Below are 15,019 nucleotides of genomic sequence, written 5' to 3' on the forward strand. Positions count from 1 at the left end.
TTTCTTATTCAATATATGACAGAAAAGCCGCCAGTCAAAACAATTATTCCTCAAGAAAATCAAGAAAATGTAACTGAAATTGAGCCGAAAGCCTTTCAGATTACAACAACTTATCGTATTGATGAAGAGAAAAAAGTACCGGAGAATACATTGTGTCATAGCGTTAGTGAATGCTCGTTGTACGGAGATAGTCAACTTGAAAAAACACATTGGAATGTTCCTATTCCACGTGTTGAGTATGCATTAGACGGTGGTGGAAATGAAGATTTAGAAAATGGAAAATCTGTTGCACGTTATGATGTCGTGAACGATACGCTGTTACCAGTAGTTAAAACAGATTTAACGGCAGAGGAACAAAAACAATCGGAAGAGGTATTTGATATATTTAAATCAATGATTCCAAAAGAATGGCGAAAATATTTAGCATTCTTTTATGTGTATAAAGGGAGCGGTTTTTCAGCAGCTGTCTATAACGATCAAGAGCATCCGCTTGAACAAGAGCTATTTTTTGATATAGATAATTACAATGATTTAAAACAATATGGTGCTTACTATCCTAAAATATCTATTATTGAAACAATGGTTCATGAGTTTGGGCACATGTTTTCTTTGTCGCCTGATCAACGTCATTTGGATTTCCAAGGACATAAACGCACTGATTTTTATTTGAATGGTATTAAAAGTGATGGTTATTTAAGAGCATTTTATCAAGCATTTTGGAAAGATATTGATCCGAACTGGATTGATTTTGCCTCTGTGCGAACCAAAGATGATGAAAGATTCTTTTATGAGAAAAACAAAGATAATTTTGTTGGTACATATGCTACAACAGATCCAGATGAAGACTTTGCAGAAAGTTTTAAATATTTTATTTTTACACAAAGAAATGATTTTAAAGGTCTTCCTTACGAACAAAAAATATTATTTTTCTATCAATACCCTGAGCTAGTATTACTAAGAGCTCAAATGATAAAAGAAATTGTTGCTAGACAACAATAACTATGTATAAAACAGAAAAAGAGGAAAAGTAAGATGCAATATCCAGCACCTATTGAAAAACTTATCGATAGTTATCGAAAATTACCGGGAATTGGTGCAAAAACAGCAGCAAGACTAGCTTTCTTCAGTATGGATTTACCGGAAGAAGAAATTATACAATTTGCGAATGCTTTAATTAGCGTGAAACGCGATTTAACACATTGTCATATTTGTGGCAATATCACGCAGGCTGATCCGTGTTTACTATGTACTGATGAATCACGTGATAAAACGACTTTATTAGTCGTGGAAGATTCTAAAGACGTGATTTCAATGGAACGGATGGGTGAATATCGAGGATTGTACCATGTTTTAGGTGGTGTTTTATCACCTATGGACGGTATTGGTCCTGAAGACTTAACCATTCCTGCACTCATTCAACGTTTACAAGATAATGACATGATAAAAGAAGTAATTGTTGCGACAAACCCAACAGCAGAAGGAGAAGCAACAGCTAAATATATTGCTCGTTTACTAAAACCGGCAGGCATTACCGTCACACGTCTTGCGCATGGTTTAGCCGTGGGTAGTGATATTGAATATGCTGACGAAATGACACTCTTACGTGCCATTGAAGGTAGACGAGTATTGACTTGAAATAGCGTGAAGCTATTTTGAAAGGCTATATAAAAAAGAAGTTAACCAAAAAATGAGAACAGATACTTAAAGTTATATCAGCACAGATAAAGGTACTTAGCGTACTTATCAAATAGTAAAAGGATTGAAAACAACATTTCAACACGTTGCTTTCAATCCTTTTCGACTCTATACCCAATAGTGTTGGTGACTAAATATTTATAGAACATAAAAATATAACAGAACGAGAATAACTTGTTATAGAGTCAAACTTATTAAATAGTAGTTTGAAAAGAAGATTTTAAGGAATTACTTTTAAATTTTTGCAAGAGTCATTAAATCTGTTTTTTGAAACAAATATCGGTTTTTTTTTAGATATATTCTTTTCTATTGGAAAAACAATATTGAACAGAACTATCCCACACCAAAATGGTGTGGGGAACGCGGATTTTCTGTTCTTAGAGTCAGCTTTTTTATAAGATAGTTTGTTTGCAATATTTTTAAGAAAATGAGCTATTTTTTAGAATAAATGAGAGTGTATGCTTTATATAACCAGTATGGTATCAAGATAGCTAAACAAACGCCAGTACCTGCCCAAGATCTTGTTAGATAACCTAGTATACCCAATGTTGCAAAGCAGCATAGAAATAATAGTGCTTTTTTCATGATATTTACTCCTAAAAATTGATATGTCCATTGTTTGGATAAGCGTCTTGACTATCCCACCATTGGGCAATGGCATGTCCTGGAGATGCAAGATTTAAAGCAAATTCAATTACACCGGATGAAATAAATTTATTTCCTAGAACTCTGGCAATGGCTTGTTTTAATATGTTTTTTGCTTCATGTTTTCCTAGATGCGCTAAAGCCGAAACAGATCCACCAGTTAATACACCAATAGCTACATCAATTGCAGCTCCAACTGCATCTACTGTAAGTCCTTGTTCGTCCCATATTCCTAAGAAAAATGGTCTACTACCATGACTTATTTTTTCATAGACAGGTCTAAAATCTCCTTTTAATTGACGTCTTAATGTTTCTCTTAAATAATAATCAGAAAGTGTAGGATATTTATTTTTTAATTCTTGGATAAGATTTTCTTGTTGTTCAAGAGTTAATTTTTTAGGGACAAATTTGTTTTCAGTAAGTTCTTCCCCATAAACGATTGTTGTTTCTAAAGAAGGTATTATAGTACCACTGAAACTGAGACTTAATAAACCACATATTAATAATTTTTTACTTGCTTTTTTCATAAATATCTTCTCCTTTGTCTTTGTTTTCTCTTTTTTGATTCGCTATGACTAATTTTTTTTCAGAATTCCTCCAATCCACCAAATAATTTCTAATATATCTATATTCAAAATATTACCTCCTTTACAGTTATATTTTATATTTATATCAAAAAACATAACAGGACGAGAATGTCCGGTTATGTTTTATTATTTTTTTGTTGTTTTTAAATGTTTTTATAGAATTTTTACATGATTCAGAATAAATATTCAAAAATGGAGATAGATTAAAAGTTGGTTAGTTATTTAAAATTACATGAGTTTTAAATCTTTTTTCATTTCAAGTAAAATTTTTTCTTCAAGAGGTGTATCATTGAGATATTGAGCACCTTTTATGGCAGACGTATAGAAATTTTTTGCAAGTTTAAAATCTTTCTTGTAAATAAAATATTTTGCTTCTAACATATTAATAATTGGCTTTTTCTCTATATCATGTGTATAAGTAAGTATTTCTTTAAGCTTATTCAGACATAGATAAAAGTCTGAAAAGTCATCATACTGCGTAATAATACCAAGCAATGCAAAGAAACATTTTTGTATAATGTAATATTCAGAATGATAATAGCACTCATGATTTAAAAGATTCTGTTTAAACTTATTAATATAATATTTATAGATATGAAAATCATTTACTTCAGCTAAGATACTTAAAAAGAAAATATCAATAATCAATAAATCATTGAATGAATATGTTCTTTTTCTTTTGACATGGTCAAAATGTTCTTCTAAAATAGCTTTACCCACCGAAAAATCTTTTGTTGTCACAATTTGCATTTCTTTTTGAAGTATATCAATTGATAATTGTTCTTCTGTGGTTAAGCTATCAAAAAAATGAGTATAGATTTGTTTAAATAAATATTCTTTTTCTTGTGTTTTTTCTTTGTGTTGTAAAGTATGTAGTTGTATAATTCTTTTTTTCAAATCGTAGTATTCTTCTGGAAGAATAGTTGTATGCTCATCAATGAGTATACTTAGAGAGATATTTAATTTTTCTGCAATATAAGAAAGAGTTAATAAAGAGGGTAAAGATTTACCAGTTTCAATACGCGTTAATTGACGTACACTTAAGTTTTTTTCACAATCACACATTTCTTCTCGTGTTAAATTTTTCTGAATACGTAATTTTTTGATTTTTTGCCCTATTTTCTTTATTTTTAACATGATTGCCTCCACTTCAAATTATTTTTAGTAATATCTTTATTATTCACACTCAGCATATATTTTTCGATAGGTCTTTTTTTAAAAAAGAATAAACCCCGTAATAAACGATTGCATAAATCAGATTATTCACTAACCCAATATGAAGTGGTTTAAACACAATAAAATAGATAATACTAAATGAGCCAATACTTATATTTACGAATATTTGTTTTGTTGTTTTACCAAAAATAAAAAATAAACTATGCCCAATAGTTACTAAAATAAGTGAAAAAACAGCAGGTAAATTATCGTACGTCACTAAACAAGTATTTCCAATGAATAGCAAACACAAGATTATAAAAAATAGCTTTTTTGTCATATTTTACCACCCCTCTTTGAAAATATAATATTTTTGCCACTATTATAATACTTAGTATTAGGTTTGTATACTTTTGTGATAATGTGGTATTGGTAAATAAAATCACGTTGATGTCTATTGTGCATCAACGTGATAAATGGTTTGATTATACTTGAACAGGTGTGAACCAATCCACAACACGACCTACGATATTTAAGTACGCATCGTCAGAGTGTCGAGGAATGATAATATTGTCATATTTTTCGTTTAAGGATACTAAAACAAGAGCATCTTTTTCAAAATACACTTTTTTAACGTATGATTTACCGTCATAATCAATGGCATAAATTTCACCGTTAATAAAGTCACTATTTTTCTTAATAAGAACGACATCATGATTATGCAATAAAGGTTCCATACTATCACCAGAAACAGCACTCGCCACATCGTATGGTTTTAAATCATCTCTATCTGTATAAAGAGTGATTGTATCGTTGTTTCCGTAGTTGTATCCGACACCTGCGGCAAGAGCTTCAACAACGTTTATTGGATGAAGTGTAATTGCCATTGTTCTTTGTGCGATAAGATTATCAATAAAATCAAGAGTTTTCTTTTGTTCTTTATCAGACAGTTGTTTCACAACTTTAATAAGTTCAGCCGTTGTTTTTGACACGGTAACTGTTTTTTTTCCATATAGTAGAGTATGTATATCTGTCTGGAAAATATCAGCTAGTCGTTCTAAATCTTCTATCATCGGGCTTCTATCACCTTTAATCCATCTTGAAATGGCTGATTTTGATTTATTGATTTTTTTGCCAATATCTTCTAAAGTCATATCTTGTTCTTTTCGAAATGTATCAATCATAATAGGCAGTTTATTTTTTTCAACCATATAGCCCTCTCCTTTTATCATGTATCCACAGTATACATTTTTTTTGACGATTTGTAAACAAGTTGTTGACAATTTGTAAAAACGAGCTATAATACATTTTATAAGTTTTACTTTTTGGCAACAGGAGGAATGTTTATGTTTAATATTTTTGAAATGATGATGATTTTGTTTTTAGTAGCTGGCACAGGTGTTTTTTTCTTGTTAATGAGTACACAGCAAAAAATGTTAGAGGAACAAAGACAAAGAGTGCATAATCGACGTATCAGCATGATGACACGATAGGCTTAGATATAAATACTCGAATCAGTTGTTTCAATTTGGTATAATTGGCATAAGTCATAGTGGTAAGGAGAGTATTTATGTCAAGAATAGAAAAAGTACAACAAAAATTAGTAGAAAGAGGACTAGATGCCTTATTGGTAACAAACCTTTATAATCTACGCTATGTAGCAGGATTTACTGGGACAACAGGATTGGCTGTTATTACAAAAGATAATGCTTTTTTTGTAACAGATGCTCGTTATACAGAGCAAGCAGCGAAACAATGTAAAGGATATACTATTGTACAAAATTTAGGACCTATTTTCTTAGAAGTGAAAAAAATCGTGACAAATGAACATATCAAAACATTGGGCTTTGAAGACGGCAGTATGTCGGTTAAAGAATATGACGGATTGAAAGAGTTATTATCAGCTCAATTAGTATCTGCATCAGGATTAGTAGAAGGTTTAAGAATTTTAAAAGATGCCGAAGAATTTGATATTATTAGACAAGCGTGTCATATTGCAGACCAAGCATTTGATTATATTTTAGGTGAAATTAAACCAGGTGTAACAGAAATTGAAATTGCCAATAAAATGGATTTTTATATGCGTAGTTTAGGTGCATCGGGTGTATCTTTTGAAACGATTATTGCCAGTGGTGAACGTTCTGCAATGCCTCATGGTGTTGCAAGTACTAAAGTGATTGAAAAAGGTGACTTTATCACAATGGATTATGGTTGCTATTACAATGGGTACGTGTCTGATATGACAAGAACAATCTCTTTAGGAGAACCAAGACATGCACAATTAAAAGAAATTCATCAAGTGGTGTTGGGAGCACAAACATTAGTGAATGAATCTGTTAAAGCAGGATTGTCATGTGCTGATATGGATAAAATCGCTAGAGATTATATCACGCAAAATGGATATGGAGAGTATTTTGTACATTCAACTGGGCATGGTATTGGATTGGAAATTCATGAAGCACCGGCTGTATCAAGAATATCTGAATCTGTTTTAGAAGTAGGACATGCAGTCACAAATGAACCGGGTATTTATATCCCAGGCATTGGTGGTGTCCGTATCGAAGATGATATTTTCATCACAGAAAATGGTGCAGAAATTGTGACAAAAGCAAATAGAGAATTGATTATTTTATAAAATATTTTGTGAAAAGGTGTTGGTAAGTAAAATTATCAACACCTTTTAATGAAACGTTAAATGAAAGCTGATAAATATGGTATACCTACATATTTTATTAGTTTTTTATTTAGCTAGTAGAATGATGTAGCAATTTATTCTATTGTCAAAAGAGTATACAAAAAAATTATTAACAAACAAGAGTTTTTCATCAGAAGATTATCAATAGAATTCAAAAACTAGAAAAATGATAGAAATCAAGAGGTAAGAGAATATAAGATAATATTTTATATATTGCTAATATTTAAATTTCATGAGATAGATTTCTAAGAACGACAACGCTATTCTTAAAATATTGCATAAAAGTATATCTTATTTCTAAAAAAAATGATATAGTAGAAGTGATGTATCGTTATGATAAATAGAAAGCAAAGGAGAGCGTAAAGTGAACAAGTATGAACATAATGTTTTAGGAAATATTGAGATTGCTCCTGAAGCCATTGAGTTAATTATTGGTATTGCTGTTTCAAAAATGAAAAGAGTACATAGCATACAAGGAAAATTAGTATCAAATATGGTATCCGTTTTTTCAAAACCTCTTGTGAGTAAAGGTGTGTATTTAACAACTAATTCAGAGGGAGAATTTGTTGTTGATATTTATGTAAATACATTCTACGGTGTGTCTATTCCTAAGCTGGCTAGACATATTCAAGAGCGTGTGAAAGAACAAGTTTTATTTATGTGTGATATTGATATTCAAGAAGTGAATGTACATATTGTAAATTTAGTTTTAGAAGACGCAGGTGAGAGCGTTGAGTAAAAAAATGTTGAACAGACGCCAAGTGCGTGAAAAAGCTATTCAAACTCTTTTTCAATTAACGTTGAATAAAGAATTATCTCCAGAAGAAGCTATGGAAAATGCGTTGATGATTGATGCCGTTGAAGGCATTGCAACAAGCGTTGAAGATGTACCGTATTTATCAGAATTAGTTTTGGGGATTTTGGGAAAAGAAGAGATGATTGATAATCTCATTCAAGAACATTTAAAAAATTGGCAAGTATCAAGACTAACAAAAATAGATTTGGTTATTTTAAGACTTGCTGTTTATGAAATGTTTGACGTCATGGATGAAAATGTACCAAAAAAAGTGGCAATTAACGAAGCCATTGAATTGGCAAAACTTTATAGTGATGATAAAGCACCTAAATTTATCAATGGTGTCTTATCAAGTATGATTGAAGAATAGAAAGTGCGTATACTATGTGACGCACTTTTTTTGTAAATGAAAATTTAATAAAAAAACAAAAATATCATTGACAATCTACCGCTAAAAATGATATTTTGTTAAACAAAATATTTCAGATTTTGGAGGGATTGTTTATGTCATTATGGGAATCAAAATTCGTAAAAGAAGGGTATACATTTGATGATGTGTTATTGGTGCCGGCGGAAAGTCATGTGTTGCCAAATGATACAGATTTAAGCGTTGAGCTAGCTACAAATTTAAAATTAAATATTCCGTTAATAAGTGCCAGTATGGATACCGTAACTGATTCTAGTATGGCAATTGCAATGGCTCGTCAAGGGGGATTGGGTGTCATTCATAAAAATATGTCCATTGAAGAACAAGCTGAAGAAGTAAGAAAAGTAAAACGTTCAGAAAGTGGCGTGATTTTAGATCCGTTTTTCTTAACGCCTAATCATTTAGTACGTGATGCAGAAAAACTAATGGCAAAATATCGCATTAGTGGTGTGCCTATTGTGGATACACTTGAAAACAGAAAGTTAGTAGGAATTTTAACAAATCGAGATTTACGTTTTGTGTCTGATTATACAGTGAAAATTGATGAAGTCATGACACGCGACAATCTTGTAACAGCACCTATTGGCACATCATTAAAAGATGCAGAAAAAATCTTACAACGTTACAAAATCGAAAAATTACCAATCGTGGATAAAGACGGTAAATTATCTGGTTTAATTACGATTAAAGATATTGAAAAAGTAATCGAGTTTCCAAATGCAGCGAAAGATAAGCATGGACGTTTATTAGTGGCTGCCGCTGTGGGTGTGACAAGTGATACTTTTGAAAGAGCAAAAGCACTATTAGATGCTGAAGCAGATGCAATCATTATTGATACTGCTCATGGGCATAGTGCAGGTGTTATTCGTAAAATTAAAGAAATTAGAGAAACATTCCCAGAAGCGACATTGATTGCAGGAAATGTTGCGACGGCTGAGGGAACACGTGCGTTATTTGACGTCGGTGTTGATGTTGTGAAAGTGGGAATTGGTCCGGGTTCTATTTGTACAACACGTGTTGTTGCCGGTGTGGGTGTTCCACAATTAACAGCAATTTATGACTCAGCAAGTGTGGCACGTGAATACAATAAAGCTATTATTGCAGATGGTGGCATTAAATATTCAGGAGATATTGTAAAAGCATTGGCAGCTGGTGGACATGCGGTTATGTTAGGAAGTATGCTAGCTGGAACAGATGAAGCACCGGGTGAGTTTGAAATTTATCAAGGACGTCGCTTTAAAACATATCGTGGTATGGGTTCTCTTGCGGCTATGGAAAAAGGATCAAGTGACAGATATTTCCAAGGTTCAGTGAATGAAGCAAATAAACTTGTACCAGAAGGCATTGAGGGACGTGTCGCTTATAAAGGGAGTGCCGCAGATATTATTTTCCAAATGTTAGGTGGCTTACGTTCAGGTATGGGTTATGTTGGAGCACCAAATCTTAAAGCACTACGTGAAAATGCACAATTTATTAGAATGAGTGGAGCAGGATTACGTGAATCTCACCCACATGATGTGCAAATTACAAAAGAAGCACCAAACTATTCTGTTCAGTAGATTGTATGATACTCAAATAGGCTCGAAATCAACATGTTGATTTCGAGCCTATTTTAATTAGTCCTCATCTTTGACATCAATATCTTCTGGGAGGGGTGTGTTTAAATAGTCTTGTAATTCTTTTATATATTTATCACGTTCTTTTAGAAATAAGGTAAATTGATTGGCATTGATGAATATATCGTCATCAACCACGAGATAGCGAATTTGTTTTTCACGAATAAGTCGGGTGATGTCTTGTAGGGAAAGGTCTAAATAATCGGCTGTTTCTTGAGGGGATAAATACATTTTGGCACTCTCCTAACGACTTTTTTCTAGGCTTATGTTATCATAACAGTAATGATAATACAAAGAAAGAGAGTTTTATGAAAAAAGAAAAAGTCTTAGTGATTGTTGGTCCAACGGCAGTGGGGAAAACCGCATTGAGTATTGACATCGCCAAAAGGTATGGTGGGGAGGTCATTAGTGGAGATTCAATGCAAATTTATCGACATTTAAATATTGGCACCGCTAAGGTAACACTAGAAGAAATGGACGGTGTACCACATCATTTGATTGATATTTTAGAACCTAATGAAAGTTATAGCGCAAGTGAATTTCAGGCAATGGCAAAAGAAAAAATCTGTAGTATTTCCCAAAATAATGCATTACCCATTGTCGTTGGGGGGACGGGGTTATATATTGAGGGATTACTATATAATATGCAATTTGGTGGTAATAAAAGCATTGATACGAGTATTGCAGAAAAACTAGAAAAAGAATTGAAGCAAAAAGGTGCTAATGTTTTATATGAGAGATTAGTACGTGTAGACGCTAAGGCAGCCGAAAAAATCCCCATTCAAAATGAAAGACGTTTGTTGAGAGCATTGACAGTCATTGAAAGTACGGGAATGTTATTTTCGCAACAAGAAGATAAGACATTGGTCTATGATAGTTTGGTCATTGGATTGACGACAGAGCGAGATAGACTGTATGAACGTATTGATTTACGTGTGGATAATATGATAAACCAAGGATTACTTGAGGAAGCAAAATGGCTATATGAGCATTACGAGGGAGATTTTCAAAGTAAGAAAGCGATAGGGTATAAAGAATTATTTCCTTATTTATCTGGGGAAGATACTTTGGAGCATGCGGTTGATGTGCTGAAACAGCAATCCAGACGCTATGCAAAACGCCAGTTGACATGGTTTAGAAATAGAATGGACGTTTTATGGTTTGATTTGTGGCAAGTCGATAAAGAAGATATTTATAAGGAGATTGATGAATGGCTGAAAAGGTAATATTAGTGGCGATACAACGTCAAGAAAAAGACGAAGCGTTTATGTATAGTCTACAAGAATTAGAGCGTTTGACAGAAACAGCAGGTGGAGAAGTCGTTGCCACATTGATACAAAAAAGAGAAACTTTTGATAGTAAAACGGCGATTGGAAAAGGAAAAATGGAAGAATTGGTGGCATTAGTAGAAGAACTAGAACCAGAAACCATTATTTTTCAAAACGAGCTTTCTCCTAGTCATGTAAGAAATATTCAAGCACAAGTGTCGTGTAAGGTGATTGATCGTGTACAACTGATTTTAGATATTTTTGCCATGCGTGCCAAAAGTAAAGAAGGAAAGCTACAAGTTGAGCTAGCACAGTTAAACTATTTATTGCCTAGATTGATTGGACAAGGGACGAATATGTCGCGTCTAGGTGCCGGTATTGGAACAAGAGGGCCTGGGGAAACAAAACTTGAATCAGATCGTCGCCATATTCGAGAGAAAATTCAAGAGTGTAAACGTCAATTAAAAGAAGTGGCAAATCATCGCCAAAGAGCAAGAGAACAACGGAAAAATAGTCATACGTTTCAAATGGGCTTGATTGGGTATACGAATGCGGGAAAATCAACTCTATTAAATCGTTTAACCGATGCGGGAACGTATGAAAAAGACCAACTTTTTGCGACCTTAGACCCCCTTACAAGACAAGTGAAATTATGTGATACATTTAAAATGACATTGACGGATACAGTAGGGTTTATCCAAGATATTCCAACCCAGTTAATTCATGCTTTTGAATCTACCTTAGAAGAAAGTCGAGATGTTGATTTACTCATTCATGTGGTAGATGCTTCTGCTGAAAATTATCAAGGGCATCAAGAAACAGTGTTACAATTATTGAAAGATTTAGACATGGAGCATATCCCATTGGTAACGGTATATAACAAAAAAGATATGGCAACGGATATGTTTACGCCGACATTATTGCCGAGCATTGTTATATCTGCTTTAGATGATTGTGATATTAAGCAATTACACCAGTTTTTATGGGAGCATGTGTCTAAAGAGTTGGTTTTCTATCGCAAACAATTTCAGTTGGGGCAAGAAGCAATCGTTACGAAAATGACGGCTGAAACCTTTGTGACTAAGTCTGAATTTAATGAGGACACATTGCTTTATCAAGTAGAAGGATATGCTAAACCAACGTCGCCATTCATTGCCCAAAAACAAGATGAGGAGTTTGATTTTTGATGATATATTTTGATAATAGTGCGACAACGCCAATGTTTAAAGAAGTTATTGATACAATGGCAACCGTTCAAGAAAATTTTATTGGCAATCCGTCTAGCTTGCATCATTTAGGTGTGAAATCAGATAGCTTGATTGATAAGGCAAGACAACAAATTGCTGATTTATTATATTGTGATAAGGAGGAAATCTTTTTTACAAGTGGTGGAACGGAAAGCAATAATACGGCGATTATCGGTACAGCGTTTGAAAAACAATCGTTTGGAAAACATATTATTACGACTCGAATTGAACATCCGTCTGTTTTAAAAACGATGCACTTTTTAGAAAAACAGGGGTTTGATGTCACTTATTTAGACGTTGATACAAATGGAAAAATTGATGTAGAAATGTTGGGAAAGGTCATTCGTCATGATACGATTTTAGTGTCTATGATGTGGGTGAATAATGAAGTTGGTATTTTAGAACCTATTCAAGACGTTGCGATCTTATTGGAAAAGTATCCAACCATTCATTTCCATGTCGATGCTGTCCAAGCATTACACTATGTTTTAACACAGCGTATACCATCTCGTGTTGATTTATTAAGTTTATCAGCACATAAATTCCACGGGCCTCGTGGTATCGGGATTTTGTATAAACGTGAAGGGAAACGTATTGAATCTTTATTGCATGGTGGTGGGCAAGAAAAAGGTGTGCGTAGTGGGACAGAGAATACCGCAAGTATCGCTGGTATGGCAAAGGCGCTACGATTATACAGTCAAAAACAAACACCAATCCAATCTTATCAGTCTGCTTTGCGAGCGTTTTTATCGTCTTATCATGGTGTTGAAATATTGTCCCCACTAGAACAAGCACCGCATATTTTAACATTTGCGATAAAAGGTATCCGAGGGGAAGTGCTGTTACATGCTCTGGAAGAACAAGGGATTTATCTATCTACGACAAGTGCGTGTTCTTCTAAAACGGCTAAAGAGCATCATACATTGGGAGCGATGAATGTTTCTGGTGATATATCTCGTTGTGCCGTTCGATTAAGTTTATCGGTAGAGAATACGCAAGAGGAAATAACACAATTTCAACATGTATTTGACAATGTGTATCAAAAATTTAGTAAAATATTGAAATCTTAAAAGGAAGAATAAAAAATGAACGTTAGAATTATGGTTCGTTATGGCGAATTATCAACGAAAGGGAAAAATAAAAAAAGTTTTACACAACGATTGGCACAAAATGTGAGGCATGTCTTACAAGACTTTGAGCAAATAAAAGTAAATCCCGACTATGATTTTATGTATATCACATTAAATGGAGCACCAGAAGAGGTCGTATTAGAGCGTTTGAAACATGTTTTTGGGATACAGAGTTATTCGCCAATTTATACGGTTGAAAAATCTCTTGAAGCCATGTTCCAACAAATCTATGCTTTATTATCCAATATGGATTTATCTGATAAAACATTTAAAATTTCCACGAAACGTGCTGACCATGAGTTTGATATGGACACGAATACGTTGAATCGTGAATTAGGGGCAATGGTTTTAGATGCGTTTCCTCAATTAACAGTAAAAGTCAAACAACCCGACATCAATATAAAAGTTGAAGTGAGAAAACATGCTGTTTATATTAGTACTCAAACGTATATAGGTGCAGGGGGATTGCCTGTTGGCACAGGTGGAAGAGGCATGATGATGCTTTCTGGTGGTATTGATTCTCCAGTTGCCAGTTATTTAGCGTTAAAGCGTGGTTTAGAATTGGAAATGGTTCATTTTTACAGTCCGCCTTATACAAGTCCGCAGTCTTTAAGAAAAACACAAGAGTTAACAAAAAAATTAGCATTGTACGGTGGGGCTATTCAATTTATTGAAGTGCCGTTCACAGAAATTCAAGAAACGATTAAAGAAAAATGCCCCGAAGCATATTTGATGACCATCACAAGACGATTTATGTTGCGTGTTGCTGATGCTATTCGTCAAAAACGTGATGGATTAGTCATTTTAAATGGGGAATCTATGGGGCAAGTTGCCTCTCAAACATTGCATAGTATGGTGGCAATTAACGAAGTTACAAATACCCCTATTTTAAGACCTGTTGTGGCAATGGATAAATTGGATATTATTGCACTTGCAGAGAAAATCGACACATTTGAATTATCTATCCAACCTTTTGAAGATTGTTGTACAGTATTTGCACCACCCTCTCCAAAAACAAAACCAAATCTAGAAAAAGTCCGTGTGTATGAAGAAAGATTAGACGTGGATGCCTTAGTAAAACGTGCAGTAGACGGTATTAAAGTCTATCCGATTGATGTACAAACACGCTTTGATGAAGATGTAGAAGATTTATTATAGAACTCGAGGTGTTTATATGCAACTAGCCACATTATGTTATATTGATAATGGTACATCTTATTTGTTATTACACCGACATAAAAAGAAACACGATGTTCATCAAGGAAAGTGGATTGGTGTTGGTGGAAAGGTGGAACGTGGAGAAACACCGGAAGAATGTATTAAACGTGAAGTGTTAGAAGAAACGGGTTTAGTGCTCAATAACCCTAAACTAAATGGAGTAATTACTTTTCCTAATTTTGATGGTGTTAAAGATTGGTATGTTTTTGTCTTTACAGCAACGACTTTTTCAGGAAATCTCATTGAAAGTGATGAAGGAAGTTTAGAGTGGGTGCCTTATGAAAAAGTAAGAGAAAAACCAACATGGGAAGGTGATTTACTTTTTTTAGACTGGTTATTAAACAAGAAACCATTTTTCTCTGCGAAAATGGAGTATAATAATGGACGATTAGCACATCATCATGTGCTGTTTTATGAGTAAATATCAAATATGTCAAGCAATAGCCGTACCGACTATTACTTGGCATATTTTTTATCTATTTATTTCCCAAATACTGCTTATAGATTGCTATAATTTGTTGGATTTATGACGTTTTTATA

The 15,019-nt window shown here is 33.5% G+C and carries 18 protein-coding genes; 12 read left to right on the forward strand and 6 right to left on the reverse strand.

Features of this window, described 5'->3' with window-relative positions:
• The first annotated feature begins 15 nt into the window (after positions 1-15).
• A complete protein-coding gene (locus GMA11_RS06410) occupies positions 16-999 on the forward strand; it encodes a hypothetical protein (RefSeq protein WP_163546364.1) in 984 nt (327 codons plus the stop codon).
• Between the two features lie 33 nt (positions 1,000-1,032).
• Complete coding sequence (gene recR / locus GMA11_RS06415) at positions 1,033-1,635, forward strand: recombination mediator RecR (RefSeq protein WP_163546365.1); 603 nt, start codon at positions 1,033-1,035, stop codon at positions 1,633-1,635.
• Between the two features lie 492 nt (positions 1,636-2,127).
• Here recR and GMA11_RS06420 read toward each other — a convergent pair whose 3' ends face one another.
• The 5 genes from GMA11_RS06420 to GMA11_RS06440 form a co-directional block, all read right to left on the reverse strand.
• Complete coding sequence (locus GMA11_RS06420) at positions 2,128-2,280, reverse strand: hypothetical protein (RefSeq protein ID WP_163546366.1); 153 nt, start codon at positions 2,278-2,280, stop codon at positions 2,128-2,130.
• A gap of 11 nt (positions 2,281-2,291) precedes the next feature.
• A complete protein-coding gene (locus GMA11_RS06425; protein ID WP_163546367.1) occupies positions 2,292-2,867 on the reverse strand; it encodes a hypothetical protein in 576 nt (191 codons plus the stop codon).
• 288 nt (positions 2,868-3,155) lie between these two features.
• Positions 3,156-4,064 (reverse strand): XRE family transcriptional regulator, encoded by a 909-nt coding sequence (locus GMA11_RS06430; RefSeq protein WP_163546368.1) that lies wholly within the window; start codon positions 4,062-4,064, stop codon positions 3,156-3,158.
• Between the two features lie 49 nt (positions 4,065-4,113).
• Positions 4,114-4,422, reverse strand: a complete 309-nt coding sequence (locus GMA11_RS06435) for a hypothetical protein (protein ID WP_163546369.1) — start codon at positions 4,420-4,422, stop codon at positions 4,114-4,116.
• 145 nt (positions 4,423-4,567) lie between these two features.
• Positions 4,568-5,293: a LexA family transcriptional regulator gene (locus GMA11_RS06440; RefSeq protein WP_163546370.1), complete on the reverse strand. Its 726-nt coding sequence runs from the start codon at positions 5,291-5,293 to the stop codon at positions 4,568-4,570.
• 135 nt (positions 5,294-5,428) lie between these two features.
• On the opposite strand from GMA11_RS06440, the gene GMA11_RS06445 reads away from it, so the two are divergent.
• The 5 genes from GMA11_RS06445 to guaB all read left to right on the forward strand — a co-directional run bounded on the left by GMA11_RS06445 (position 5,429) and on the right by guaB (position 9,559).
• A complete protein-coding gene (locus GMA11_RS06445; protein WP_163546371.1) occupies positions 5,429-5,575 on the forward strand; it encodes a hypothetical protein in 147 nt (48 codons plus the stop codon).
• 77 nt (positions 5,576-5,652) lie between these two features.
• Positions 5,653-6,717 carry a Xaa-Pro peptidase family protein gene (locus GMA11_RS06450; RefSeq protein ID WP_163546372.1) on the forward strand — a complete coding sequence of 355 codons (1,065 nt, stop codon included), beginning with the start codon at positions 5,653-5,655 and terminating at the stop codon, positions 6,715-6,717.
• A 424-nt stretch (positions 6,718-7,141) separates the two neighbouring features.
• A complete protein-coding gene (locus GMA11_RS06455; protein ID WP_163546373.1) occupies positions 7,142-7,516 on the forward strand; it encodes an Asp23/Gls24 family envelope stress response protein in 375 nt (124 codons plus the stop codon).
• Positions 7,509-7,943 carry a transcription antitermination factor NusB gene (nusB, locus tag GMA11_RS06460; protein ID WP_163546374.1) on the forward strand — a complete coding sequence of 145 codons (435 nt, stop codon included), beginning with the start codon at positions 7,509-7,511 and terminating at the stop codon, positions 7,941-7,943. Before GMA11_RS06455 ends, nusB begins: the two co-directional genes overlap by 8 nt.
• 134 nt (positions 7,944-8,077) lie before the next feature.
• Positions 8,078-9,559 (forward strand): IMP dehydrogenase, encoded by a 1,482-nt coding sequence (gene guaB, locus GMA11_RS06465; RefSeq protein WP_163546375.1) that lies wholly within the window; start codon positions 8,078-8,080, stop codon positions 9,557-9,559.
• A gap of 57 nt (positions 9,560-9,616) precedes the next feature.
• Here guaB and GMA11_RS06470 read toward each other — a convergent pair whose 3' ends face one another.
• Entirely contained in the window at positions 9,617-9,847 is a 231-nt protein-coding gene (locus GMA11_RS06470; protein ID WP_163546376.1) for a hypothetical protein, read from the reverse strand.
• A 77-nt stretch (positions 9,848-9,924) separates the two neighbouring features.
• Here GMA11_RS06470 and miaA point away from each other — a divergent pair, with 77 nt between their 5' ends.
• Genes miaA through GMA11_RS06495 form a run of 5 tightly spaced genes read left to right on the forward strand, consistent with a single transcriptional unit; the run spans position 9,925 to position 14,900 of the window.
• Positions 9,925-10,842 carry a tRNA (adenosine(37)-N6)-dimethylallyltransferase MiaA gene (gene miaA, locus GMA11_RS06475; protein ID WP_163546377.1) on the forward strand — a complete coding sequence of 306 codons (918 nt, stop codon included), beginning with the start codon at positions 9,925-9,927 and terminating at the stop codon, positions 10,840-10,842.
• The gene (gene hflX, locus GMA11_RS06480; protein WP_163546378.1) at positions 10,827-12,071 is read left to right on the forward strand and encodes a GTPase HflX; all 1,245 of its coding nucleotides are present in this window, start codon (positions 10,827-10,829) and stop codon (positions 12,069-12,071) included. Before miaA ends, hflX begins: the two co-directional genes overlap by 16 nt.
• Positions 12,071-13,201 carry a cysteine desulfurase family protein gene (locus tag GMA11_RS06485; protein ID WP_163546393.1) on the forward strand — a complete coding sequence of 377 codons (1,131 nt, stop codon included), beginning with the start codon at positions 12,071-12,073 and terminating at the stop codon, positions 13,199-13,201. The genes hflX and GMA11_RS06485 overlap by 1 nt, the downstream gene beginning before the upstream one ends.
• Positions 13,202-13,216: 15 nt before the next feature.
• Entirely contained in the window at positions 13,217-14,419 is a 1,203-nt protein-coding gene (gene thiI, locus GMA11_RS06490) for a tRNA uracil 4-sulfurtransferase ThiI (RefSeq protein WP_305037705.1), read from the forward strand.
• A gap of 16 nt (positions 14,420-14,435) precedes the next feature.
• Complete coding sequence (locus GMA11_RS06495) at positions 14,436-14,900, forward strand: 8-oxo-dGTP diphosphatase (protein ID WP_163546379.1); 465 nt, start codon at positions 14,436-14,438, stop codon at positions 14,898-14,900.
• The last annotated feature ends 119 nt before the right edge of the window (positions 14,901-15,019 follow it).

The organism is Granulicatella sp. zg-ZJ (assembly GCF_010892355.1).
Classification (GTDB): domain Bacteria; phylum Bacillota; class Bacilli; order Lactobacillales; family Aerococcaceae; genus WM01.